The 24281-nt window shown below is 66.6% G+C and carries 23 protein-coding genes; 8 read left to right on the top strand and 15 right to left on the bottom strand.

Features of this window, described 5'->3' with window-relative positions; translation table 11 throughout:
• Nucleotides 1-31: 31 nt before the first annotated feature.
• Both rpsG and rpsL read right to left on the bottom strand, forming a co-directional pair.
• Nucleotides 32-502: a 30S ribosomal protein S7 gene (gene rpsG, locus ACIA8G_RS25515; RefSeq protein ID WP_030478293.1), complete on the bottom strand. Its 471-nt coding sequence runs from the start codon at nt 500-502 to the stop codon at nt 32-34.
• Nucleotides 502-876 carry a 30S ribosomal protein S12 gene (rpsL, locus tag ACIA8G_RS25510; protein ID WP_030473471.1) on the bottom strand — a complete coding sequence of 125 codons (375 nt, stop codon included), beginning with the start codon at nt 874-876 and terminating at the stop codon, nt 502-504. The genes rpsG and rpsL overlap by 1 nt, the downstream gene beginning before the upstream one ends.
• Nucleotides 877-1195: 319 nt before the next feature.
• Here rpsL and ACIA8G_RS25505 point away from each other — a divergent pair, with 319 nt between their 5' ends.
• The 8 genes from ACIA8G_RS25505 to ACIA8G_RS25470 all read left to right on the top strand — a co-directional run bounded on the left by ACIA8G_RS25505 (nt 1196) and on the right by ACIA8G_RS25470 (nt 4982).
• On the top strand, nt 1196-1429 hold the full coding sequence (locus ACIA8G_RS25505; protein WP_396421152.1) for a hypothetical protein: 234 nt from the start codon (nt 1196-1198) through the stop codon (nt 1427-1429).
• Nucleotides 1430-1435: 6 nt separating this feature from the next.
• Entirely contained in the window at nt 1436-1954 is a 519-nt protein-coding gene (locus ACIA8G_RS25500; RefSeq protein WP_396421151.1) for a hypothetical protein, read from the top strand.
• Nucleotides 1951-2400 (top strand): hypothetical protein, encoded by a 450-nt coding sequence (locus tag ACIA8G_RS25495; protein ID WP_396421150.1) that lies wholly within the window; start codon nt 1951-1953, stop codon nt 2398-2400. Before ACIA8G_RS25500 ends, ACIA8G_RS25495 begins: the two co-directional genes overlap by 4 nt.
• A 22-nt stretch (nt 2401-2422) precedes the next feature.
• Nucleotides 2423-3247: a phosphotransferase family protein gene (locus ACIA8G_RS25490; RefSeq protein ID WP_396421149.1), complete on the top strand. Its 825-nt coding sequence runs from the start codon at nt 2423-2425 to the stop codon at nt 3245-3247.
• Between the two features lie 38 nt (nt 3248-3285).
• Entirely contained in the window at nt 3286-3597 is a 312-nt protein-coding gene (locus ACIA8G_RS25485; protein ID WP_396421148.1) for a zf-TFIIB domain-containing protein, read from the top strand.
• A gap of 88 nt (nt 3598-3685) precedes the next feature.
• Nucleotides 3686-4132 carry a hypothetical protein gene (locus ACIA8G_RS25480; protein WP_396421147.1) on the top strand — a complete coding sequence of 149 codons (447 nt, stop codon included), beginning with the start codon at nt 3686-3688 and terminating at the stop codon, nt 4130-4132.
• On the top strand, nt 4129-4566 hold the full coding sequence (locus ACIA8G_RS25475; RefSeq protein WP_396421146.1) for a hypothetical protein: 438 nt from the start codon (nt 4129-4131) through the stop codon (nt 4564-4566). The genes ACIA8G_RS25480 and ACIA8G_RS25475 overlap by 4 nt, the downstream gene beginning before the upstream one ends.
• Nucleotides 4567-4700: 134 nt before the next feature.
• Nucleotides 4701-4982, top strand: a complete 282-nt coding sequence (locus ACIA8G_RS25470) for a DUF4287 domain-containing protein (protein WP_396421145.1) — start codon at nt 4701-4703, stop codon at nt 4980-4982.
• A 434-nt stretch (nt 4983-5416) separates the two neighbouring features.
• On the opposite strand, the gene ACIA8G_RS25465 is transcribed toward ACIA8G_RS25470, so the two are convergent.
• The 13 genes from ACIA8G_RS25465 to ACIA8G_RS25405 all read right to left on the bottom strand — a co-directional run bounded on the left by ACIA8G_RS25465 (nt 5417) and on the right by ACIA8G_RS25405 (nt 24243).
• On the bottom strand, nt 5417-9313 hold the full coding sequence (locus tag ACIA8G_RS25465) for a DNA-directed RNA polymerase subunit beta' (protein ID WP_396421144.1): 3897 nt from the start codon (nt 9311-9313) through the stop codon (nt 5417-5419).
• A gap of 100 nt (nt 9314-9413) precedes the next feature.
• Nucleotides 9414-12899, bottom strand: coding sequence for a DNA-directed RNA polymerase subunit beta (locus ACIA8G_RS25460; RefSeq protein WP_396421143.1), 3486 nt, complete (start codon nt 12897-12899; stop codon nt 9414-9416).
• A gap of 497 nt (nt 12900-13396) precedes the next feature.
• Nucleotides 13397-14203, bottom strand: a complete 807-nt coding sequence (locus ACIA8G_RS25455; RefSeq protein WP_396421142.1) for a hypothetical protein — start codon at nt 14201-14203, stop codon at nt 13397-13399.
• A gap of 29 nt (nt 14204-14232) precedes the next feature.
• Nucleotides 14233-14733 carry a hypothetical protein gene (locus tag ACIA8G_RS25450; RefSeq protein ID WP_396421141.1) on the bottom strand — a complete coding sequence of 167 codons (501 nt, stop codon included), beginning with the start codon at nt 14731-14733 and terminating at the stop codon, nt 14233-14235.
• Entirely contained in the window at nt 14733-15959 is a 1227-nt protein-coding gene (locus tag ACIA8G_RS25445) for an MCE family protein (RefSeq protein ID WP_396421140.1), read from the bottom strand. Before ACIA8G_RS25445 ends, ACIA8G_RS25450 begins: the two co-directional genes overlap by 1 nt.
• A complete protein-coding gene (locus ACIA8G_RS25440; RefSeq protein WP_396421139.1) occupies nt 15956-17092 on the bottom strand; it encodes an MCE family protein in 1137 nt (378 codons plus the stop codon). Before ACIA8G_RS25440 ends, ACIA8G_RS25445 begins: the two co-directional genes overlap by 4 nt.
• Nucleotides 17089-18264 carry an MCE family protein gene (locus ACIA8G_RS25435; protein WP_396421138.1) on the bottom strand — a complete coding sequence of 392 codons (1176 nt, stop codon included), beginning with the start codon at nt 18262-18264 and terminating at the stop codon, nt 17089-17091. Before ACIA8G_RS25435 ends, ACIA8G_RS25440 begins: the two co-directional genes overlap by 4 nt.
• Complete coding sequence (locus ACIA8G_RS25430) at nt 18261-19262, bottom strand: MCE family protein (RefSeq protein ID WP_396421137.1); 1002 nt, start codon at nt 19260-19262, stop codon at nt 18261-18263. Before ACIA8G_RS25430 ends, ACIA8G_RS25435 begins: the two co-directional genes overlap by 4 nt.
• Nucleotides 19259-20290 (bottom strand): MCE family protein, encoded by a 1032-nt coding sequence (locus ACIA8G_RS25425; RefSeq protein WP_396421136.1) that lies wholly within the window; start codon nt 20288-20290, stop codon nt 19259-19261. The genes ACIA8G_RS25430 and ACIA8G_RS25425 overlap by 4 nt, the downstream gene beginning before the upstream one ends.
• A complete protein-coding gene (locus tag ACIA8G_RS25420; protein WP_396421135.1) occupies nt 20287-21606 on the bottom strand; it encodes an MCE family protein in 1320 nt (439 codons plus the stop codon). Before ACIA8G_RS25420 ends, ACIA8G_RS25425 begins: the two co-directional genes overlap by 4 nt.
• Nucleotides 21603-22412 (bottom strand): ABC transporter permease, encoded by an 810-nt coding sequence (locus ACIA8G_RS25415; RefSeq protein WP_363764273.1) that lies wholly within the window; start codon nt 22410-22412, stop codon nt 21603-21605. The genes ACIA8G_RS25420 and ACIA8G_RS25415 overlap by 4 nt, the downstream gene beginning before the upstream one ends.
• Entirely contained in the window at nt 22412-23197 is a 786-nt protein-coding gene (locus ACIA8G_RS25410; protein ID WP_396421134.1) for an MlaE family ABC transporter permease, read from the bottom strand. The genes ACIA8G_RS25415 and ACIA8G_RS25410 overlap by 1 nt, the downstream gene beginning before the upstream one ends.
• On the bottom strand, nt 23194-24243 hold the full coding sequence (locus ACIA8G_RS25405) for an ABC transporter ATP-binding protein (RefSeq protein ID WP_396421133.1): 1050 nt from the start codon (nt 24241-24243) through the stop codon (nt 23194-23196). Before ACIA8G_RS25405 ends, ACIA8G_RS25410 begins: the two co-directional genes overlap by 4 nt.
• Nucleotides 24244-24281: the final 38 nt, after the last annotated feature.

Raw genomic sequence — 24281 nt, 5'->3', positions numbered from 1 at the left:
GCCCGGCCTGACTGGCAAGCCGGGCGTCAGATCACCAGCGGTAGTGGGCGAAGGCCTTGTTGGACTCGGCCATCTTGTGCGTGTCCTCACGGCGCTTGACGCTCGCACCGAGACCGTTGCTCGCATCGAGCAGCTCGTTCATCAGACGCTCGACCATGGTCTTCTCACGGCGCTGCCGGGAGAAGGTGATCAGCCAGCGCAGCGCCAGCGTGGTGGAGCGACCGGGCTTGACCTCGATCGGCACCTGGTAGGTCGCACCACCGACGCGGCGGCTCTTGACCTCCAGCGAGGGCTTCACGTTGTCCAGCGCGCGCTTCAGCGTGACGACCGGGTCGGTGCCGGTCTTCTCGCGAGCACCTTCGAGCGCTTCGTAAACGATCTTCTCGGCCACGGAGCGCTTACCGTCGACCAGCACCTTGTTGATGAGCTGGGTCACGAGGGGCGAGCTGTAGACCGGGTCAGAGATAAGCGGCCGCTTCGGGGCCGGTCCCTTGCGGGGCATTAGCTCTTCTCCTTCTTCGCGCCGTAGCGGCTGCGAGCCTGCTTGCGGTTCTTGACACCCTGCGTGTCGAGAGAGCCACGGATGATCTTGTAACGAACACCCGGCAGGTCCTTCACACGACCACCGCGCACGAGCACCATCGAGTGCTCCTGGAGGTTGTGACCCTCACCGGGGATGTAGGCCGTGACCTCGATGCCGCTGGTCAGCTTCACGCGAGCGACCTTGCGCAGTGCGGAGTTCGGCTTCTTGGGGGTGGTGGTGTAAACGCGGGTGCACACACCGCGCCGCTGCGGCGAGCCCTTGAGGGCCGCCGTCTTCTGCTTGGCCACCTTGTCCTGGCGGCCCTTGCGGACCAGCTGCTGGATCGTTGGCATTCGCCGGCTGCTTCTTCCGTCTTTTGAGGATCTACCTCGCGGTACACCCTCGTTTTTCTTGATCCCTCTCTGCACCCGAGGTCGGGCGTGTCGCCCGCTCCCAAGGTCCACAGGCAACAGTTCACACCGGTTACGGCTCAACTGTCCCTGCGAGTGGAGGACACCGCGGCCTCACGGGCACGCGGAGCGGCCCGACATGGGTCGGGCACGAGTAGCAAAGATACCCGCCCACGTCTACCTGGGTCAAAACGGGGGTACCGCGTGCGGGCGTCCAGTAGACATCGTTCGCCTGATCAAGATCTACCCGGGAGGAACGGCGTTGGCACAGCACGCCGCGGAATCGGTCGCCGAGGCGAACCGCGAGGCCGAACTGCGAATCGCTGGTTACGAGAGCACGAAAGAAGAGTTGTCGGCGCTGCGCACGGCGGCGACATCACCTGATCGCACCGTCACGGTCGTGGCCGGGGCCGCCGGCTCGGTCCTGAGCGTCGAGTCCCGCCCCGCGGCAGTGCGACTTTCGCCACAGGTGACGATCCGCATTGCGAGGGTGTGAGACCAGATGACGAAGAAACACGGCTTCGAGACGTGGTGGTACTGGCTCCTCGCCACCGCAGGCGCCTTGACCATCGTCGTACCAAGCGGCTACTTCCTGTGGCGGGACCTCGCCCCGAACCCTCTGGTCGGTGAGTGCGTGAAGCAGGTGAACCACAGCGCTGCCGACCTGACGTTCGAGGAGGTCCCCTGCAGCGAGCGGAAGAGGTCGAAGAAGGGAACGGGGAGGGAGTTCGAGGTCGGGGCGATCGAGTCGACCTGCCCGCCCGGCGACTACACGGCGGTCCCCAGGGACGACGAGAAGGCCTGTTATCTGCCGACCTTCGCCGGCGGTGCTTGCTACGTGTCCAAGCAGTTCGGCAACACGACCCAGCCGGTCTTCGTCCTCGGGAAGTGCAAGGAGCCGGGCGCCCGGAAGGCCGAGAGCATCATTCATGACGTGTACGACAAGTCGAAGTGCGCGAACAAGGACCTTTCGCTCGCCTTTTCCAAGCCTGCCAGGACGATCTGCATGGTGAAGCCGTGAAGACCGCCGTCGTGGTCGCCGCGCTGGCTCTGCTCGTGTCCGGCTGTTCCGGATGGCACGAGCAGGCGACCGTCGGCGAGTGCGCGAAGCAGATCGACGTGAACGACACCAACGTCGACATGACCGAAGTGGACTGTTCGTCGCAGGAGGCCGTGTACCGGGTGTCGTCGCGGGAGCGGCGAACGATGTGCCCGACCGGCGACTACCTGGACGAGACGTCCAACCGCACGCGGAAGACCGACAAGACGCGGTACTGCTACGTGCTCAACGTGCAGGAAGGCGACTGCCTCAAGGCGGTCAACCAGTACTTCGAGTGGGTGCCGTGCGGCACGGGCACCCGCAAGGTGACGAAGGTGGTCGAGGGCGTGTCGGACCGCGCGTTGTGCGCCGGTGACGACTCCAAGATCTACCTCCAGCCGCAGAAGACCATCTGCATCACCAGGTGAGGCTTCCTGATTCACTGTGCGCGTGGACGAACTCGTTGCCGCCATGGCCTCGCTGACCGGCTCGAACGCGGCTCCGGAGGTGCTCGGCGGCGACCGCGGTGACGTGGTGGTGGTGCGGGTCGGCGACGTGGTGGCCAAGGCGCACCCGGCCGACACCGACGTCGAGGCGTTGCGGCAGCGTCTGGAGATCGCGGCGGCGCATCCAGAGCTGCTGCTGCCGCCGCTGAAGCCGTTGCAGTTCGTCGACGACCGCCCCGTGACGGTGTGGCCGTACGGGACGCCGGTGAGTCAGGCGGACCCCGACGTGGCGCCGTGGGAGGAGAGCGCGGCACTGCTGGCAAAGCTGCACGCACTGCCCGTACAGGGACCGACCGCCGGTGCGCCGGAACGGATTGTGCGAGCCATTCGAGCGTTGCCGCCAGAGCTCCCGCACGCCGATGTGGTGCTGGCCGCGTTCGAGGTCTTGCCGCCGCTCGACATGTCGACAAAGGCGCTTATCCACGGCGATTGGCACCTCGGACAGCTCGTGCACCGGGGCGCGTGGCGGCTCATCGACGTGGACGATCTCGGGGTCGGCGATCCGGTGTGGGACCTGGCCCGACCTGCGGCGTTGTTCGCGGCCGGCGTCCTGCCCGGTGACCTGTGGGCGCGGTTCCTGGGCTCCTACCGTGAAACGGGCGGTGTGGCCGTGACGACATCGGAATGGGATGCCCTCAACATTCCGGCTCAGGCGTACGTTGTTCAGATGGCAGCGCGGGCACTCGTGAGCGGCCTGCAGGCAGTGGAACCGCTGATCGAGGCGTGTCGTCGGATCATCGCGACGCACGACAACGGCGACCGCGGCTAATATCGTTTTGTCCGGTCCCACCCAGGAGGCTCATCACGATGCAGTGTCCCAAGTGTCATGCGAACATGCGCACGTTCGACCGCATGGGCGTCCACATCGAGCAGTGCGACGGCTGCCGCGGGGTCTTCCTCGACTACGGCGAGCTCGAGTCGATCACCCGTCTCGAGGCCCAGCTCCAGGCCCCGCCGCCGGCCGCCCCGGCCCCACCGCCCGTCGCGTACCCCCAGCCGGCCCAGCCCGCCTGGGGCGCAGCGCCGCAGCAGGTCCACCACCACCACGGCGGTCACGCCGGCTACGGCTACGGCCACCGCAAGCACCGCGGACTCGGCGGCCTCTTCTTCTCCTCGTGACACCCGACGGCCCCGGATCCCTGCTCCGGGGCCGTTGACGACTACCAAGAATCAGGGTGATAATTGGTAGTCAACGGGAGGAGTAGCCATGTCTGTCGCGACCGAGGCCGCCCAGATCCGCGATCTCTTCGACACCATCGAAGAGATCGAAGCCGTCGCGTCATCCCTGGAAGTAGACGATGAACGCCGCCGCCGCCTGGACGGCGTAGTGGCCAAAACGCTCCGCCAGGCCCCACCGGTCCGCCCAGTCGTGGCCGGCGAACTGCTGGACCTCACCGAGAAGACGGTGAAGGCCTGGGCCCGCGAAGGCGTGCTGGCCATCCACAGCCAAGAACCGCGCATGCTGCTCGACACCGTGCGCCTGCACGAGGTCCTCCACCTGGTGGCCGACCTCCGCCGCGCAGGCAAGTCCCGCGGCCTGATCGACGAAGTCCACCGCCGCCTCAGCGACCAGTCACTGCTGGACCGCCAAGACCTGGCCTCGTCCCTCGACGAGATGCGCAGCGGCAAGGGAACAGTGGTCCGCAAAGCTTGATCCAGGTAGTAGAAACCCACACAGCCCACGCCCAGGCAGCAGGCCTGCGCGGCCGCGCCCGCGTGGCCTACGAACGCTTCCTGGACGAACTGGCCCACTCAGGCTGCACAGCCCTCGGCTACCGCGTAACGGGCCCAGAACCCCTACCCCGCCTGTGCGTGAAGCACCTGCGAGGCGCCGACCGAGTAGTAGTCGCCTTCCCCTCCCCAGACGTCGTGTGGGTACTCCTGGTGGGCCCACACGACGACGACCCGGGCCAAGACCTCTACGAGGTCCTCTACGAACTGGCCGGCGTACGCCCCAAGCTCTCCGAGAAGCGCACCAAGCCACGCTGCTGCACCGACGAGTCGGGCATCCCCCCGCTCGTCGACGAGCTCCTGGTAGACGACCTGGTAATCCGCGCCCGAGCCCTGGCCAGAGCCCGCCGCCGCTAGGGCTCCCGTCCAACACGAAGTCATCGACCTCCGTAGAAGCAGACGTGAACAACCTCGGATTCTACCGACAAAAAAAGTTGTCAAGACAGCTCAGTTTGTCCTACGCTCTCCTCACCAGACGAACGGAGACCACGATGTCCTTCCAGGCCTACCTCGACGGCGCGGAGAAGAAGACCGGCAAGACCCCGGCCGAACTGCTGACGGAAGCGGCATCGCGCGGCTACGACGCAACCACGAAGGCAGGCGTGGTCCTGGAGTGGCTCAAAACCGACTACGACCTGGGCCGAGGCCACGGCATGGCGCTGTACCACGTGCTGAAGAACGGCCCACAGATCAGCGAAAAGCACGTGGGCACCAAGGGCAGCCACCGCGACGAGTCGGCAACGCTCCGCCTAGACGGCATCGCCAACCGCTAACAACGGCACACGACGGCGACGGCGAAGCCGAGCGCTTCGGCGACGGCGCAGCCGAGCTGCCTGAAACACGAGGTTCCGGTGGGTGGTCCCGTCACGAGTCGTGCCCAAGCTCTTGCTGCACCCGAGGAGGGGTGTCAACTCGACACGCTTTTCGTCGAGTTGACACCCCTCCTCGGGTGTGGCCAGCTCTGGCCCGGCTCGTGACGGGATCACCCACCCGAACCGCACCACCAACGCAACCCGCAGCCGCCAAAAGCAACCGGCGTGCCATCAACCCGCGAACGGCGCTGGCCGGTCCTTGATCAGATTGGCGGGGCCCGGGGCGGAGCCCCGAATCCCTAAACAGGAACCCGCCAACCCAACAAGACCACCTACGAGACACAACAGAACGGCCCCCGGAGAAACACTCCAGGGGCCGTTCAAAAACCAACTACCTACCGGTAGTCCCGACCGAAGTCGTAGTCATCCAACGGCACAGCAGCACCGGTACCAGTACCGAAGACGTCAGGCGTGTAGTACCCGTCGTCGTAAGAAGGAATCGCGTAAGCAGCAGCGCGAGCCTCCTCAGTCGGCTGAACCTGGATGTTCCGGTACCGGTTGATCCCAGTACCAGCCGGGATCAACTTACCGATGATCACGTTCTCCTTCAGACCAATCAGCTTGTCCGACCGCCCGTTGATAGCAGCGTCGGTCAAAACCCGAGTGGTCTCCTGGAACGACGCCGCGGACAGCCACGAGTCGGTAGCCAGCGAGGCCTTCGTGATACCCATCAGCACGGGACGACCAGCAGCCGGCTCGCCACCCTCGGCAACGACAGCGCGGTTACCCGACTCGAAGTCCGCCCGCTCGACCAGCGAGCCAGGCAGGAACTCCGTAGCACCCGAGTCGATGATCGTGACCCGGCGCAGCATCTGCCGGACGATGACCTCGATGTGCTTGTCGTGGATCGCCACACCCTGGGCGCGGTACACCTTCTGCACTTCCTGCACCAGGTGCAGCTGGGCCTCGCGCGGGCCCATGACGCGCAGGACCTCGTGCGGGTCCGGAGTACCTTCCAGCAGCTGCTGGCCGACAGCGACGTGGTCGCCGTCCTGCAGCGGGCCGGTGGCCGTGTTGGCGAGACGCTGACGCTTCGACAGCTTCTCGAACACGATCTCCTCGGAACCGTCGTCCGGGATCAGCGTGATCTTCCAGAAGCGGTCGCCGTCCTCGATGCGGACGCGGCCGTCGACGTCGGCGATCGGCGCCTTGCCCTTCGGGACGCGGGCCTCGAAGAGCTCCTGGACACGGGGCAGACCGGTCGTGATGTCGTCACCGGCCACACCGCCCTGGTGGAACGTACGCATCGTCAGCTGCGTGCCGGGCTCACCGATCGACTGGGCGGCGACGATGCCGACGGCCTCGCCGACGTCGACCAGCTGGCCGGTGGCCATCGAGCGGCCGTAGCAGGACGCGCACACGCCGACCGCGGACTCGCAGGTCAGCACCGAGCGCACCTTCACGCGGAGGATGCCGGCCTCGACCAGCGACACGAGCGCCGGGTCGCCGAGGTCGTCGCCGCGGTTCAGGACCAGGTTGCCCTGGGCGTCGGTGATGTCGTCCGCGACCGTGCGGGCGTAGACCGACGTCTGCGAGAACTCGTGCAGGCCGACCTTGTCGCCCAGCTGCTCGCCGACGGTCATCTGCACACCACGGGTGGTGCCGCAGTCGACCTCGCGGATGATGACGTCCTGCGAGACGTCCACCAGACGACGGGTCAGGTAACCCGAGTCGGCGGTACGCAGCGCGGTGTCGGCCAGACCCTTGCGGGCACCGTGCGTCGCGATGAAGTACTCCAGCACCGACAAGCCCTCGCGGAACGAGTTCTTGATCGGGCGCGGGATGTACTCACCCTTCGGGTTGGTCACGAGACCACGCATACCCGCGAGCGAACGGACCTGCGTCATGTTGCCGGCAGCACCGGACTGCACGATGACGCGGATCGAGTTGTCCTCGGGGAAGTTGTCTTCCATGATCTCGTGGACCTGCTCGGTGGCCTTGGTCCACACCTTGACCAGCTCGGAGTTGCGCTCCTCGTGGGAGAGCTGACCGCGCTGGTAGCGCTTCTCGACGGCGTCCGCGAGGCGCTCGTGCTCCTCGAGGATGTCCTGCTTCGCCGCCGGCACGAGGACGTCCGAGATCGCGACGGTCACGCCGGAACGGGTGGCCCAGTAGAAACCGGCGTCCTTCAGCTTGTCCAGCGTCCGGGCGACGGTGACCATCGGGTACCGCTCGGCGAGGTCGTTGATGATCACGGCCTGCCGCTTCTTGGGCATGACCTCGTTGATGAAGGCGTAGTCCTGCGGCAGGATCTCGTTGAACAGCACGCGACCCAGCGTGGTCTCCGCGAGCCACGGCTGACCGGGCTCCCAGCCCTCCGGCTCCTGACCCTTGGGCGGGTTCTTGTCGGAGACGCGGATCTTGACCATCGCCTGCAGGCCCAGGACCTTGCGGTCGAACGCCATCAGAGCCTCGGCCGGGGACGAGAAGGAGTGCCCCTCGCCCAGGTCGTTCTCCTTGAGACGGGTCAGGTGGTACAGGCCCGTCACCATGTCCAGACGCGGCATGGCCAGCGGCTTGCCGGACGCCGGGGACAGGATGTTGTTCGACGACAGCATCAGGACGCGGGCCTCAGCCTGCGCCTCGGCGGACAGCGGCAGGTGGACTGCCATCTGGTCACCGTCGAAGTCGGCGTTGAACGCCTCACAGACCAGCGGGTGCAGCTGGATGGCCTTGCCCTCGACCAGCTGCGGCTCGAAGGCCTGGATGCCGAGGCGGTGCAGCGTAGGTGCGCGGTTCAGCAGCACCGGGTGCTCGGTGATGACCTCTTCCAGCACGTCCCACACGGCCGGGCGCGCACGCTCGACCATCCGCTTGGCGGACTTGATGTTCTGCGCGTGGTTGAGGTCGACCAGCCGCTTCATCACGAACGGCTTGAAGAGCTCCAGGGCCATCTGCTTGGGCAGACCGCACTGGTGCAGCTTGAGCTGCGGGCCGACCACGATGACCGAACGGCCGGAGTAGTCGACGCGCTTGCCGAGCAGGTTCTGACGGAACCGGCCCTGCTTGCCCTTCAGCAGGTCGGACAGCGACTTCAGCGGGCGGTTACCGGGACCGGTGACCGGGCGGCCGCGGCGGCCGTTGTCGAACAGCGCGTCGACGGCCTCCTGCAGCATCCGCTTCTCGTTGTTGACGATGATCTCGGGCGCGCCGAGGTCGATCAGTCGCTTGAGGCGGTTGTTGCGGTTGATCACGCGGCGGTACAGGTCGTTGAGGTCGGAGGTCGCGAAGCGGCCACCGTCCAGCTGCACCATCGGACGCAGGTCCGGCGGGATGACCGGAACGCAGTCGAGCACCATGCCCTGCGGGTTGTTGCGGGTCGCCTGGAAGGCGGCAACGACCTTGAGGCGCTTGAGCGCACGCAGCTTCTTCTGGCCCTTACCGCTGCGGATCGTCTCCCGCAGGATGTCGGCCTCGGCGTCGACGTCGTAGTCACCCAGCAGCTTCTGGATGGCCTCCGCGCCCATGGCACCGGTGAAGTAGTCGCCGTAGCGGTCGTAGAGCTCGCGGTAGAGGAGCTCGTCCGCGATCAGCTGCGCCTTGTCGAGCTTGGTGAACGTGGACCAGATCTCGTCGAGGCGGTCCAGCTCGCGCTGGGCGCGGTCACGGAGCTGGCGCATCTCACGTTCGCCACCCTCCTTGACCTTGCGGCGCACGTCCGACTTCGCACCCTCGGCCTCGAGCTCGGCCAGGTCGGCCTCGAGCTTCTGGGCGCGGGCCTCGACGTCGGCGTCGCGGCGGTTCTCGACGCGCTTGCGCTCGACCTGCATCTCGCTCTCGAGCGTCGGCAGGTCGTTGTGACGCAGCTCTGCGTTCACGCCCACGATGACGTAGGCGGCGAAGTAGATGATCTTCTCGAGGTCCTTGGGGGCCAGGTCGAGCAAGTAGCCCAACCGGCTGGGGACGCCCTTGAAGTACCAGATGTGCGTGACGGGAGCGGCGAGCTCGATGTGGCCCATGCGCTCACGACGCACCTTCGCGCGGGTCACCTCGACGCCGCAGCGCTCACAGATGATGCCCTTGAAGCGCACGCGCTTGTACTTGCCGCAGTAGCACTCCCAGTCCCGGGTGGGACCGAAGATCTTCTCGCAGAACAAGCCGTCCTTCTCAGGCTTGAGCGTGCGGTAGTTGATGGTCTCGGGCTTCTTGACCTCGCCGAAAGACCACTGGCGGATGTCGTCCGCGGTCGCGAGACCAATACGGAGCTCATCGAAGAAGTTGACGTCGAGCACGTCTACTCTCTTCCCCTTTTTAGATCGGTGGCAAAGGAGCTGGTCGGAGGGTCAGGGAGCGCTACGCGGGAGGCATTGCGCTCCCTGACCGGCGAGGTGACTAGTTGACGACGTCGTCCACGGAGGGCGACTCGGACCTCGACAGGTTGATGCCGAGGTTCGCGGCCGCGCGCTCCAGGTCTTCGTCGTCGCCGTCGCGCATCTCGATCGCGGCACCGTCCGAAGACAGGACCTCGACGTTGAGACAGAGCGACTGCAGCTCCTTGAGCAGCACCTTGAAGGACTCCGGGATACCGGGTTCCGGGATGTTCTCGCCCTTGACGATGGCCTCGTAGACCTTCACGCGGCCGAGCACGTCGTCGGACTTGATGGTGAGAAGTTCCTGCAGGGTGTATGCGGCGCCGTACGCCTGCATCGCCCAGCACTCCATCTCACCGAAACGCTGACCACCGAACTGCGCCTTACCACCCAGCGGCTGCTGCGTGATCATCGAGTACGGGCCGGTCGAACGCGCGTGGATCTTGTCGTCGACCAGGTGCAGCAGCTTCAGGATGTACATGTAGCCGACCGACACGGGGAACGGGTACGGCTCGCCGGAGCGACCGTCGAAGAGCTGCGCCTTGCCGTTCTCCTTGACCATCCGCTCGCCGTCGCGGTTCGGGATCGTCGAGCCGAGCAGGCCCGTGATCTCCTCTTCCTTGGCGCCGTCGAAGACGGGGGTGGCGGTCTTGGTGCCGGGCTCGACGTCGATCAGCTCGTCGGACAGGTTCTTCGCCCAGTCCGGGTCGCCGTTGATGCTCCAGCCCTGCTTGGCGATCCACCCGAGGTGGGTCTCCAGCACCTGGCCGATGTTCATACGACGCGGCACACCGTGCGTGTTCAGGATGATGTCGACCGGCGTGCCGTCCTCGAGGAACGGCATGTCCTCCACGGGGAGGATCTTGCCGATGACGCCCTTGTTGCCGTGGCGGCCGGCGAGCTTGTCACCGTCCTGGATCTTGCGCTTCTGGGCCACGTAGACGCGGACGAGCTCGTTCACGCCCGGAGGCAGCTCGTCGTCGTCCTCACGCGAGAAGACGCGGATGCCGATGACCTTGCCGTACTCACCGTGCGGCACCTTCAGCGAGGTGTCGCGCACCTCGCGCGCCTTCTCACCGAAGATCGCGCGGAGCAGGCGCTCCTCGGGCGTCAGCTCGGTCTCGCCCTTGGGCGTGACCTTGCCGACGAGGATGTCGCCGGGCTGGACCTCGGCACCGATGCGGATGATGCCGCGCTCGTCCAGGTCGGCCAGGACCTCTTCGGAGACGTTCGGGATGTCCCGGGTGATCTCCTCGGCGCCGAGCTTCGTGTCGCGGGCGTCGATCTCGTGCTCCTCGATGTGGATCGAGGTGAGAACGTCGTCCTGCACGAGGCGCTGCGACAGGATGATCGCGTCCTCGTAGTTGTGGCCTTCCCACGGCATGATCGCCACGAGCAGGTTCTTGCCGAGCGCCATCTCGGCGTTCTCGGTGCAAGGACCGTCGGCCAGAACCTGACCCGCCTCGATCCGGTCACCCTCGTTGACGATGGGCTTCTGGTTGATGCAGGTGCCCTGGTTCGAGCGACGGAACTTGTGCAGCGCGTAGGTGTTGCGCGCACCGTCGTCGGCCATGACGGTGATGTAGTCGGCGGAGACCTCCTCGACCACACCCGTCTTCTTCGCGACGACGACGTCACCGGCGTCGACGGCGGCACGCAGCTCCATACCGGTGCCGACCAGCGGCGACTCGGAGCGGAGCAGCGGCACGGCCTGACGCTGCATGTTCGCACCCATCAGGGCGCGGTTCGCGTCGTCGTGCTCGAGGAACGGGATCATGGCCGTCGCGGCCGACACCATCTGGCGCGGCGAGACGTCCATGTAGTCGACGTCGGTCGGGTCGATGAACTCGACCTCGCCGCCCTTCTTGCGGACCAGGACGCGGTCGTCGGTGAAGTTGCCGTCCTCGTCGGTCGGCGAGTTCGCCTGCGCCTTGACGAAGCGGTCTTCCTCGTCCGCGGTCAGGTAGTCGATCTGGTCGGTGACCCGGCCGTCGGTGACCTTGCGGTACGGCGTCTCGATGAAGCCGAACGGGTTGACCCGCGCGTACGACGAGAGCGAACCGATCAGGCCGATGTTCGGGCCTTCCGGCGTCTCGATCGGGCACATGCGGCCGTAGTGCGACGGGTGGACGTCGCGGACCTCCATGCCGGCGCGCTCACGGGACAGACCACCGGGACCCAGCGCCGACAGGCGGCGCTTGTGGGTCAGACCCGCGAGCGGGTTCGTCTGGTCCATGAACTGCGACAGCTGCGAGGTGCCGAAGAACTCCTTGATCGCCGCCACGACGGGACGGATGTTGATCAGGGTCTGCGGCGTGATGGCCTCGACGTCCTGCGTGGTCATGCGCTCGCGGACGACGCGCTCCATGCGGGACAGACCGACGCGGATCTGGTTCTGGATCAGCTCGCCGACCGTGCGCAGACGACGGTTGCCGAAGTGGTCGATGTCGTCGACCTCGACCGGCACGTCGCCACCCGCGGCGGCGTCCATGATCGTCTCACCCGCGTGCAGGCGGACGAGGTACTCGATCGTCGTGACGATGTCGTCCTCGGTCAGCACACCGGTGTTGATCTCGGTGTCCAGGCCCAGCTTCTTGTTGACCTTGTACCGGCCAACCTTCGCCAGGTCGTAGCGCTTGTCCTTGAAGAACAGGTTCTCCAGCAGGGCCTGCGCGGACTCCTTCGTCGGCGGCTCGCCGGGGCGCAGCTTGCGGTAGATGTCGAGCAACGCCTCGTCGGTACCCGCGGTGTGGTCCTTCTCGAGCGTGGTCAGCAACGTCTCGCTGAACGCGAACCGCTCGCGGATCTGCTCGGTGCTCCAGCCCAGGGCCTTCAGCAGCACCGTCACCGGCTGGCGACGCTTGCGGTCGATGCGGACACCAACGGTGTCGCGCTTGTCGACGTCGAACTCCAGCCAGGCACCCCGGGACGGGATGATCTTGACGCTGAAGACGTCCTTGTCCGTCGTCTTGTCGACCGCGGTGTCGTAGTAGACACCAGGCGAACGCACGAGCTGCGAGACAACCACGCGCTCGGTGCCGTTGATGATGAACGTGCCCTTGTTCGTCATCATCGGGAAGTCACCCATGAACACCGTCTGGCTCTTGATCTCGCCAGTGGTGTGGTTGGTGAACTCCGCCGTGACGAACAACGGTGCCGCGTACGTCATGTCCTTGTCCTTGCACTCTTCGGTCGAGGCCTTGACCTCGTCGAAGCGCGGGTCGGAGAAGGACAGTGACATGGAGCCGGAGAAGTCCTCGATCGGCGAGATCTCGTTGAGGACCTCTTCGAGGCCGCCCGTCGGGGTCTCGTCGCCGGCGTCGACGCGGCGCTGGAACCACGCCTCGTTGCCGGTGAGCCATTCGAAAGACTGGATCTGCAGGTCAAGCAGGTTGGGCGTCGAAAGCGGCTCGTTAATCTTCGCGAACGAGACCCTCTTCGGCGCTCCAGGGATCCCCGACGTGGAGTTGGTCGCAGCAGTGGCCTTGGTCGCGCGAGAGATCGCCAAGATGCGTCCTTCCAGGGACAAATAGCTGGCTAGAGCGAACTAGCACGGCTGTCAAGGGTGCGGCGCTGCTCGACTAATCCACGCTCTCGGCGAAGGGCAAGCGGAAAATGGGCAGCGCAAAGGGGCAGTCTAGCCACGCGCACGGCGACTGTCGAGAGGCACCTGGAAGGACCCTCCTCTTGCTCACCGACAGAGTGACCCTGCATGAGCGTGCAGTCAAGATGTTCGGCGCGTATCCACCCTCTGGATGGAGCGCCACTCACCGATAGTCACCCGTTTGACCTGCACAAACACGCGTGCGGCCGATTTGGTGGGAAGTTGGCGGCTTCAAGTGAACTTACAGAGCGCCACAAGATTTGTGTGACCGAGATCACGCGTGTCGGGGCTGGTGGAGGGTGTCTCCGGGGTGCATCTGAAGGTCTTTCAGGAGGCTGTTGATCTTAGGACACCCAGGCCAGGGCCCTGCCATCGGCCCGGGCCAAACGATCACCCGGTGATCAGCAGCCCTGCAGCTGGCGGTTCTGCTCCGCCGTCGCCCCGAACATCTCCATGTTGTCGATCTTCCACCGGCCACCGGCGTCCACGGCGCTGACCCGCAGCATGGCGGTGCCGCCGCCGGACTGGTTGTCGGTCGTCCGGGTGGTGACCTGGTCGGCGAAGACCAGCACGGTGGCCCTGTCGCCCTTCAGCGACGACACGGCGGAGGACACGACCCGGACGGTCACGACCAGCTTCTGCTGCGGCGCGACCTCCTTGACCGGCCCGAACACGGCGTTGTACTGGCACAGCGCCTTGCCGGTGAGCAGCTCGCGGGCGGCCTTCTCGGTGGACTCGACGTCGGCGAAGTTGTACGAGAACGACTTCTCGACGGCCTCGCGGATCTGGCCGTTCACCGCGGAGGTGGTCGCGGAGTCGACCAGGGCGGCGTCGTAGGACACCGACCTGGACTTGATCAGGAAGAACGTGCCGAGACCGCCCAGGACCACCGCGACCAGCAGCAACGCCACCGGCAGCACCCAACTCGGCGTCGACGAGGCCGGCTTCTTCTCGGCAGCGGGCTCGGCGACCTTCTCCGCAGCCTTCTTCTGAGCGGACGTCCTCGGCTTCTTCACCGCCGGCGGGGTCCACTCGACCGCCGTCGGCGCCTTGAGCTCGGACTCCTCGACCTCGGCCTCGACCTCCGGCACGACCTCCGTGACGGCCTCTGGCTCGTCAGCAGCCGAGGCGCGCCGGTTCAGACCGGCGACCTTGGGGCGGCCTCCGGCCGGCGTCGTGGGGATGGGGCGGCGGCGGGATGGGGGCACGTGCTCAGTCCAATCGAGTTCTGGCCAGGTCAGACACCCGCGCGCAGCGGGCCCAGCTGGCTCAGCTTCCAGCCGTCCTCGGTGCGGGTGAGCTCGGTGAGGTACCGGTTGATCTTGGTGACCTGCTGGCCGCCGTCCGGAGCCACGGCGCTCTCCACGACGGCGATCATCTTGGCCTTGCCGGTGCGGTCGTCCAGCTCGGTGATGGCCGAGTCGAGGACCTTCGACGTCGTCACCGTCTTGGCGTCGACCAGCTGCTTCTTGCGCGAGTCCTTGTCCTTGTCGATCTCAGCGCGCAGGTCGCCGGTCGACGAGTTGAGCCAGCGCTGCAGGTCCTCGTCGACCTTCTTGTAGTCGAGGGTGAGGAAGTTCGTGACGCCGACGTTGCCCGAGCGCAGGGCCTCGTCGCGATGCGCCGCGTAGGACGACTCGGACGAGTTGGAGGCCGCGTACCAGGCCACGCCGAAGTACGCGGCGTACCCGAACGTCAGCACCGCCAGGACCACGGCGACCACCGTGAAGATCCGCACTACTTCTTCCCCTCTGGCAAGCCCAGCAGCTGGCCGAGCGACGTCAGCAACGGCAACTCGGCGGCCTGCTGACCGGCCGGCTCCTGACCCGGCTGAGTCGACGCATTGCCGACCGGTGTCGTCGGCGTTCCACCGTACGGCGCATTCTGCGAGCCTCGCACCGAGGTCGCACTCCCGCGCGCGAGAGCGCAGTAGGCCTGCGTGTTCAGCGGCGCGGCCGAGGTGTCGTTGCCCGTGCGGATGGTCGTGCCCTCGTACCCGACGGTGCAGGGCATCGGGTCGAAAACGTTCAGCGCGAGGCCGAAGTGCGCCGAACCGTCACCCGGCGCCACGGAGAAGCCACCACCGACGGCGATGGGGTACGTCACCGCGATCTGCTCCAACCCGTCCCGGCGCGTGACCAGGATGTTCGAGGTGGTCAGCAGGTTCGCGAAGACCACGCCCAGGTTCGGGCCGCTCTCCTTAAGCAGCCCTGAGACCTGCTCGGACGCTGGCGGGATCGCGACGATCAACCGCCGCAGGTCGCCGTCCGAGTTCTTCAGCTGCTCCGCGATCAACCGCAGGTCGCCGCTGAACGACCGGATGGCACCGCCCTGCGCGGCCTGCGTGGACAGCACGATCTTGCCGTCCTTGAGCAGCTGCGTGGTCTGCGGCAGGTGCTCGGACGCCGCCGCGGTGAAGGCCGCGGTGTTGTCGATCAGCACCTGCAGGTCGCCGCCGGTGCCGCTGAACGCGGTGTGGAGCTCGTCCACGACCGTCTTCAGCGAGTCCGTCGGCACGGACGACGCGAACGCGTCCAGGTTGGTCAGGAGGCCGTCGACCGGCGGCGGCGTCTTCGTGGCCGACCGCGGGATGACCGACCCGGCCTGCAGGTACGGGCCGCCGTCCGACTTCGGCCGCAGGTCCACGTACTGCTCACCGACGGCCGACCGGTTCGCCACCACGGCCTCGGTCGACGCGGGCACGCGCGGTGCGTCGGAGTCGAGCTCCAGGTCGACCTCGATGCCGTCGGCGGTCAGCCGCAGCTGGCCGACCCGGCCGATCGTGACGCCGCGGTAGGTGACCTCGGCGTTGGTGAAGATGCCGCCGGAGTCGGCGAGCTGCATCGTCACCGTCGTCGCCGACGACCTGAACAGGCCCACGTACGACGCGCTGACGTACGACACGCCCAGCAACGCGACCAGCACGAACGCGCCGATCTTGAGCTTGGTTCCGCGCGTGATCACTTCCGGCCACCTCCCAGCAGGCCGCCGAGCAGGTCGCCCAGCCCGGACCCGGTGCCCTTCCCGAGATCGGGCAGCGGGAGGTTCGGCAACGGCAACGGCGTGCCCTGGCTCGGGATCAGGCCGTCGAGCGGGGTCTGCCGCGACCGGCCGAGGTTGTCGAGGATGGTGCCCAGGTTCAGGTCGAGGTCGATGAACGCGTTCGTGTAGTCGCCCTTGATGCCGTCGGCCGCCGCGTCCGGGAACGGGTAGGTCAGCAGCAGTTCCAGCGACTTCGGCAGGTTCTGGCCGGACTCGGCGAGCTTCTGCAACGTCGGTTGCAGCGCCTTGAGGTCCGCCACGATGTCGTCGCGGCTCTTGTTCACCGTGTCGGTGGCGACGTCGGACAGGGTGTTCAACGACTTCAGCAACGTCACGAGCTGTGTGCGCTGCTCGGCGAGCACCCGCAGGCCCGGCTCGAGGTCCGTCAGCGCGACGGCGATCTTCTCCCGCTGCTGCGCCAGCGTGCCGGCGAGGCGGTTGATCGAGTCGAGCGCGCGGACGATCTCCGCCTTGTGCTTGTCGAGCTCCCCGACGAACGTGTTCAGGTTGCCCAGCAACGAGCGGATCTCCTGCTCGTTGCCCTCCATCGCCGCGTTGAGCTCCTTGGTGATGTTCTGCAGCTGCGCGACACCACCGCCGTTGAGCAGCAACGACAACGCACCGAAGACCTCTTCGACCTCGGGGTTGCGGTTGGTCTTCGACAGGGGGATCACCGCGTTGTCGGCGAGCTTGCCCTCGGCGTCCTTGGGCTTGCCCAGCTCGACGAACTTCTCACCCAGCAACGCGGACTGCCGCAGCTTCGCGAACGCGTTCGCCGGCAGCTGCACGCCCCCGTTGACCAGCATGGTGACCTCGGCGGTCCAGCCGTCCTGGCCCAGATCGATCTTCTCGACCCGGCCGACCGGCACGTCGTTGACCTTCACGCCGGCCTGCGGCACCAGATCCAGCACGTCCTGGAACTGCGCCTTGACCCGGTACGGGTGGTCGCCGACGTCGGCACCGCCCGGCAGCGGCATGTTGTAGACGCCGTCGAACCCGCCCGTGCCGCAACCGGTCAGCGCCAGGGCCGTCAAAACGATCAGGAGCTTCTTCACCTGGGCACCCCCGTCAGCGGCAGGGGCAGCGGCAACTTGCCCGCCTGGAGGTCGCTGACCACCTGGGCCGGCGAGTTCAGCGGCACCGCGCCGCTGAGGATCGGCTCCAGCTGCTTGCACGTCTGCGCCAGGATCGGTGGCACGTTGTTCGGCGTCGCCTGCTGCACCAGCTTGCAGACCAGCACGATCGGCGGCTGGTTCAGCTCGTTGATGTTCGCGCGGGTGTCGAGCGTGCCCGACGCCGCGTTGTAGGAGTTCTGCAGGTTGCCCAGCGCGAGCGGTGCCACGTCCAGCGTCTCCGCCAGCGCCGCCCGCTGGTTCACCAGCACCTGCGTGATCGAGGCCAGCTTGTCCACATTGGACTTGAGCACCGCGCGGTTGTCCTTGATGAAGCCCTGCACCTGTTGCAGCGCGGTCGCCAGCTCCTTCAGCGCCGCGCCGAGGTCACCGCGCTCGTCGGCGAGCAGCTTCGACACGTCGGCGAGCTGCCGGTTGAAGTCCCGCACCTGGCTGTCGTTCGCGGCCAGCATCGCGGTGAACTTCTGCAGGTTGTCCACGGTCGCGAACAGGTCCTCTTTGGACCCCGACAGCGTCCTGGTGGCCTGGCCGAGGTTCTTCAACGTGTCGTTGAGCGCCTGGCCGTTGCCTTCGAGGTTCTTCGCCGCCGCGTTCAGCAGGTCGGCCAGCGCGCCGTCGGCGTTCGCCCCGTTGGGACCCAACGCGGTGGTGAGCTTGTCCAGCGACGAGTACAGCTCGTCCAGCTCGACCGGTGTCGCGGTGCGCTCGCGCGGGATCACGGCGTTGTCGCCCAGCGTCGGTCCACCGGTGTAGGCGGGCGCGAGCTGCACGTACCGGTCGCTGACGACGCTCGGCGAGACCACGACGGCCTGCGCGTTCTCCGGGACGCGGATCTCCCGGTCGAGGCTGAAGACGACCCGCACGGTCTTGCCCTCGGGCACGACCTCGTCGATGGTGCCGACCTTCACGCCCAGCACCCGCACGTCACCGCCGGGGTAGACGCCGACGGCCGCGGCGAAGTGCGCGGTGACCTTGCGGGAGTTCATGCCGGCGAAGAGCCACCACATGCCCGCCGTCACGACCAGCGCGAGCACGCACGCGATCGCGATGAACCTGGCGAGGTCGCGCCCTGCCTTGGTGTTGGAGGTCGTCATCGCTTCACCCCCGGCGGCAGGCAGCCTTCCTCGTTGAACCCGACGACGCCGAGGTTCACCGAAGGCGGCAGCAGGCCGCAGATGTAGGTGTCGAACCAGCGCCCGTTGCCCAGGGTGTTCGCGAACACCCGGTAGAACGGCGCCATCAGCGCGACGCTGCGTTCGAGGTTGTCCTGGTTGCGCTGCAGGATCGTGGTGACCCTGCCGAGCTGCTCCAGCGCCGGCTTGAGCTGGTTCTGGTTGTCCTGCACCAGACCGCTCAGCTCGCGCGCCAGGTCGCGGGTCCCGGTCAGCAGCGCGCTGATCGACTCGCGCCGCTTGCGCAGCTCGCCGAGCAGCAGGTTGCCGTCCGCCAGCAGCTTCTCGAACTCCGCGTTGCGGTCGGCCAGCGTCTTGGTCAGCTGCCTGGTGTTGGCCAGCAGCTTGGCCAGCTGCTCGTCCCGCGAGGAGATCGTCTTCGACAGCGCGGAAAGCCCGTCCAGCGCGCCGCGGACGTGCTCCGGCGAGTTCTTGAAGGTGTCGGACAGCACGGTGAAGCTGTCCGCGAGCTGCTTGGTGTCGATCTGCCCGACCGTGGTGGCCAGACCGTTGAACGCCTCGTTCACGTCGTACGGCGCGAGCGTGCGTTCCTTCGGGATCGGGTCACCTGGGCTGAGCGGCGCGCTGCCCTGCGGGTCGAGCGACAGGAACTTCTGGCCCAGCAACGTCTTGATGCGGATCATCGCGGTCGTCCGGTCGCCCACCCAGGCGTCCTTGACCTTGAACGTCACCCGCACGCGGTCGCCGTTGAGGCCGACCTTGGTCACCTTGCCGACCTTCACCCCGGCGACGCGGACCTCGTTGCCCGGCACCAGACCCGCGGCCTCGCTGAAGTCCGCGGCGTAGCTCGTGCCGCCGCCGACGATCGGCAGGTCGTCGGAGTAGAACGCGGCGAGGAGCAGCAGGGCGATCAGTGTCAGGCTGATCGCGCCGGTGGCGATGGGGTTGCGCTGGTTCATCGGCGGCACCTCTGCTGTGTCACCGGCAACGCCGTGATCGGGATCGGGTTGTTGATGACCGGCGGTACGGCGATCTGGCCGCTGGCCTCGCACAGGTAGAAGTTGAACCACGAGCCGTAGGTGGCGGTGCGGGTGATCGTCTCCAGCTTGTTCGGCAGTCGCTGCAGCCACTGGTCGACGAGCACCTCGTTGTCCCCCAACGTCTTGGAGACGATGCCGAGCTGCGCGATGTCGTTCTTCAACGGCTCGCGCCCCTGCTCCAGCAGGCCGGCCGTCGCGTTCGTCAGGTCGCCGAGCGCGGTGATCGCGTCACCGATCGGCTGGCGGTCCTGCGCGAGCCCGGATACCAGCGCCTGCAACGTGCCCACCAGGCGGTTGAAGTCCTCGTCACGCGAGTTCACCGTGTCCAGCGCGGTGTTCAGGTTGTCGACGACCTCGCCGATGACCTTGTCCTTGCCGGCGAGCGTGCTGGTGAGCGACGCCGTGTGCTTGAGCAGGCTGTCGATCGTGCCGCCCTCGCCCTGCAGGACCTGGATGATCTCGAACGACAGCTTGTTCACGTCCTCCGGCGACAACGCCTGGAAGAGCGGCTTGAAGCCGTTGAACAGCACCGTGAGGTCGAGCGCGGCCTTGGTGCGCTCCAACGGGATCGTGCCACCCTCGGGCAGCACGGCCTTGGTGTCACCGGTACCGGACTCGAGCGCGATGTAGCGCTGGCCCACCAGGTTGCGGTACTTGATCGTCGCGAGGACCGACTCGGGCAGCTTGCGGTCGCCGTCGAGGGAGAACGACACCTCGGCGGTCTTGCGCTCGACGACCTTGATCTGGTCGACCTGCCCGACGCGTACGCCGGCGATGCGGACGTCGTCACCCTCGTTCAACGCCGTGACGTCGGTGAACCGCGCCTTGTAGTCCGTGGCACCGGCCAGGTTCACGTTGGCGATGGTGACCGCGAGCAACGACGTGGCGAGGATCGTGACGACCGCGAAGGTGATCAGCTTCAGCAGCGGAGAGAGCACTCCCTTCACTTGACCGTCACCTCCGTCCCGCGCACCAGCGGTCCGAGCAGCAGGCTCGACCAGCCGGGCATGTCTCGCGGGTCCATCCCGAGCTGCGGCCCGAAGAGCGCCGCGATCATCCTGGCTTCCTCCGGCGAGTTGGCGAGCCGCAGCACGTCCTGCGCGGACGACGTGCTGGTCACGTTGCCCGCGTTGGCAGGCGGCAGGATCCCGTCGTTGGCGACGCGGGCGGGCGGCGGCGAACTGGCGCCGTCCTGCACCGGGCCCTCCGGCGGGTACTGCGGGAACGGGTTCGGCCTCGGCACGATGTCGTAGCAGCGGGGGCCGCGCTTGTCCTTGTACTCGGGCTCGTCCAGGTTCGGCTTGTACTTGCCGCGGTTCTGGGTGATCTCCAGCGTGATGTGCAGGCCCGGCTCGTTGGTGCCCTCGCCGAACGCCTTGCTGATGATCGGCTGGAACTCCGCGAGTCCCTTGAGCAGGCAGGGGTACTCGGGCGCGTACTTGGCGAGCAGCTCGAGCGTCGGCCGGCTGGTGTCGGCGAGCGCGATGAGGTTGTTCTTGTTGACCGTCACGAAGCTGGTGAGGTCCTGCGACGTCGTGGTCATCGACCCGTACAGCGCGAGCAGGTTCTCCCGCTGCTCGGCGACGGTCTTGGTCGTCGTGGTCATGTCGTTGAGCGCCTGCAACAGATCCGGCGCGGCGTCCGCGTAGACGTTCGCGACGTCCGCGAGCTTGGAGATGTTCTCCTTCAACGCCGGCAGCTGCGGGTTGAGCTCACCGAGGTACTTGTCGAGTGAGCCCAGAGTTTCGCCGAGCGGCTTGCCGCGGCCGTCCAGCGCCTGCGAGAGCGCGGTCAGCGTGGTGGCGAGCTTCTCCGGCTGGATCGCCTGCAACACCGGCATGAGGTTGTCCAGCACGCGTTCCAGCTCGATCGCGCTGCTGGTGCGGTCCTGCTCGATGACCGCGCCTTCCCTGATCGCCGCGCTCTTCTGCTGCGGCAGCACCAGGTTCACGTACCGCTCGCCGAACAACGTCTTGGGCAGCAGACGGGCGCTGACGTTGCCGGGGATCTGCTCGACCTTGTCCGGCAACAGGGCCAGCTCGAGCTCGGCACCGTTCCCGCTGGTGCGGATGGCCTTCACCGACCCGACGATCAGCCCGCGCACCTTGACGTCGCTGGCCGTCATCAGCTGGTTGCCGATGTGGTCGGTCTTGAGCGTGACCTTCACGTACTCACCGAAGGCGTCCTTGTACAGCGCCACCGTGAGTGACAGGAACATCGCGATCGCGAGGAGGAACGCGATACCGAGCACACGTTTCCTCATCCCGCGATCCTCACCGTCGTCGTCGCTCCCCAGATCGCGAGGCTCAGGAAGAAGTCGAGCAGCGCCGTCGTGACGATCGCGGTCCGCACCGCGCGACCGACCGCCACACCAACGCCCGCGGGCCCGCCGCTCGCGCGGTAGCCGTAGTAGCAGTGGGTCATGATGATCACGACCGCGAAGACCAGCACCTTGCCGAACGACCACAGCACGTCGATCGGCGGTAGGAACAGGTTGAAGTAGTGGTCGTACGTGCCCGCCGACTGCCCGTAGAACTCGACCGTGATCGTCCTGGCGGCCAGATAACTCGTCAGCAGCCCGATCACGTACAGCGGGATGATCGCGACGAAGCCGGCGATGATCCGCGTGGTGACCAGGAACGGCAGGCTGGGAATGCCCATGACCTCCAGCGCGTCGATCTCCTCGGAGATCCGCATAGCGCCGAGCTGGGCGGTGAACCCGGAGCCGACCGTCGCACTCAGCGCGAGACCGGCGACAAGTGGCGCGATCTCACGGGTGTTGAAGTACGCGGACACGAAGCCAGCAAAGGCACTCGTGCCGATCTGGTTCAGCGCGGTGAAGCCCTGCAGACCAACGACCGTGCCGGTGAACACGCTCAGCCCGACCATCACACCGATCGTGCCGCCGATGACCGCGAGCGCCCCGGACCCGAAGCTGACCTCGGCCAGCAGCCGCAGCGTCTCCTTGGAGTACCGCTTGAGCGCACGGGGCGTCCAAGCCAACGCCTTGATGTAGAACGCCAGCTGGTCGCCGAATCCGTCCAGAGTGGACAGCGCCTTGTTCGCCATCAGCTCCCCTTCGCGGGCACGACCTGCAGGTAGATCGTGGTGAGGACGAAGTTGACGAAGAACAGCAGCAGGAACGTGATGACCACGGCCTGGTTCACCGCGTCACCGACCCCCTTCGGCCCGCCGGCCGGGTTGAGCCCCCGGTACGCGGCCACGATGCCCGCGATGAACCCGAAGATGAGCGCCTTGAGCTCACTGATCCACAGGTCGGGCAACTGGGCCAGCGCGGAGAAGCTGGCGAGGTAAGCACCGGGCGTGCCGTCCTGCATGATCACGTTGAAGAAGTACCCGCCGAGCACGCCGACGACGCTGACCATGCCGTTGAGCAGCACCGCAACCAGCATCGTCGCGAGCACGCGCGGCACCACGAGCCGGTGGATCGGACTGACGCCGAGAACTTCCATGGCGTCGATCTCTTCGCGGATCTTGCGACTACCGAGATCAGCACAGATGGCGCTGCCACCCGCACCAGCGATCAGCAGCGCCGTCACGATGGGACTGGCCTGCTGAATGATCGCGAGCACGCTGGCCGCACCGGTGAAACTCTGCGCGCCGATCTGCCGGGTCAAGCTACCGAGCTGAAGCGCGATGACCGCACCGAACGGAATGGACACCAGCGCCGTCGGCAGCACCGTCACGCTGACGATGAACCAGCTCTGCTGGATGAACTCCCGCAGCTGGAACGGCCGCTTGAACGTCGTCCGGACGACGTCGATGCCGAGCTGGCACAGCTTCCCGGTCTCCCGCAGCGCACCGGCACCGGGGAAAGTCGTCTGCGTGCTCACAGCACACCACCCTGGCGAGGCCACGGGCTGGGCGCGGAAGCGTGCACGTTGTAGCGCGCCTGGTCATCGGCCGTGAGGCTGGCGATGATGCCCTGCTGCGCCTGGTAAGGCAGCTGATGAATGATCGACATGACCCGGTCCTTGCGCCGACGCACCGCATCGCGGAAAGGCAGCCCAGGCGTCGGCTCGAGCTGAGGCACGATCCCGCGCACATCACCCTCAGGCGACCCGTCAGAGTGCCCAGCGTCCGCGTGAGCCTGCTCAGCGGCCATCGTCGCGGTGTCCTTCTCCTCGGACATGCCGATGGGCCCAAGACGCCGCCCGTTGAGGAACTGCTCAACAACAGGCTCGTCACTGGTGAGGAGAACTTCCCGAGGCCCGAACATGATCAGCTCGCGCCGGAACAACATCCCGAGGTTGTCCGGCACAGTCCGAGCAATGTTGATGTTGTGCGTGACGATGAGAATCGTCGCGTCGATCTGCGCGTTGAGGTCGATCAGCAACTGACTCAGGTAAGCGGTCCTGACGGGATCCAGCCCGGAGTCCGGCTCGTCGCACAGAATGATCTCGGGGTCGAGCACCAGCGCCCGCGCAAGACCGGCCCGCTTGCGCATACCGCCGGAGATCTCACCGGGGAGTTTCTTCTCCGCGCCGACGAGACCGACCATCTCCATCTTCTCGAGGACGATGCGCCTGACCTCGGCCTCGGTCTTGCGGGTGTGCTCACGCAGCGGAAAGGCGATGTTGTCGTACAGGTTCATCGACCCGAACAACGCACCGTCCTGGAACAGCACGCCGAACATCTTCCGAATCTCGTACAACCGGTGCTCAGAGCACCGAACCAGATCCGTACCGTTAATGATGATCTTGCCCTGCTCCGGCTTGAGCAACCCCACCAGCGACTTCAGGAACACGCTCTTGCCGGTACCAGACGGCCCGAGCATCACGCTGACCTCACCTGGCGGCAGCGTGAGCGTGACGTCCTGCCAGATGGTCTGCTTGCCGAAGGACTTGGTCAGACCCTCGACGACCACCTCGACGCCCATCCGCACCTCCGCACACGCCCAAGACGCCGTGGGGACCG

The sequence above is a fragment of the Lentzea sp. NPDC051213 genome (assembly GCF_044455585.1).
Classification (GTDB): Bacteria; Actinomycetota; Actinomycetes; order Mycobacteriales; family Pseudonocardiaceae; genus Lentzea.
The sequence above is the reverse complement of the archived record's forward strand: the minus strand, read 5'-3'. Positions and strand labels throughout refer to the sequence as shown.

Bases quoted from the DNA above. Each gene is read 5' to 3' on its own strand.
- ACIA8G_RS25485 (WP_396421148.1), top strand. From the start codon at position 3,286: ATGCAGTGTCCCAAGTGTCATGCGAACATGCGCACGTTCGACCGCATG.
- rpsG (WP_030478293.1), bottom strand. From the start codon at position 502: ATGCCCCGCAAGGGACCGGCCCCGAAGCGGCCGCTTATCTCTGACCCG.
- ACIA8G_RS25405 (WP_396421133.1), bottom strand. From the start codon at position 24,243: ATGGGCGTCGAGGTGGTCGTCGAGGGTCTGACCAAGTCCTTCGGCAAG.
- ACIA8G_RS25470 (WP_396421145.1), top strand. From the start codon at position 4,701: ATGTCCTTCCAGGCCTACCTCGACGGCGCGGAGAAGAAGACCGGCAAG.
- rpsL (WP_030473471.1), bottom strand. From the start codon at position 876: ATGCCAACGATCCAGCAGCTGGTCCGCAAGGGCCGCCAGGACAAGGTG.
- ACIA8G_RS25415 (WP_363764273.1), bottom strand. From the start codon at position 22,412: ATGGCGAACAAGGCGCTGTCCACTCTGGACGGATTCGGCGACCAGCTG.
- ACIA8G_RS25500 (WP_396421151.1), top strand. From the start codon at position 1,436: ATGACGAAGAAACACGGCTTCGAGACGTGGTGGTACTGGCTCCTCGCC.
- ACIA8G_RS25420 (WP_396421135.1), bottom strand. From the start codon at position 21,606: ATGAGGAAACGTGTGCTCGGTATCGCGTTCCTCCTCGCGATCGCGATG.
- ACIA8G_RS25480 (WP_396421147.1), top strand. From the start codon at position 3,686: ATGTCTGTCGCGACCGAGGCCGCCCAGATCCGCGATCTCTTCGACACC.
- ACIA8G_RS25435 (WP_396421138.1), bottom strand. From the start codon at position 18,264: ATGACGACCTCCAACACCAAGGCAGGGCGCGACCTCGCCAGGTTCATC.
- ACIA8G_RS25430 (WP_396421137.1), bottom strand. From the start codon at position 19,262: ATGAACCAGCGCAACCCCATCGCCACCGGCGCGATCAGCCTGACACTG.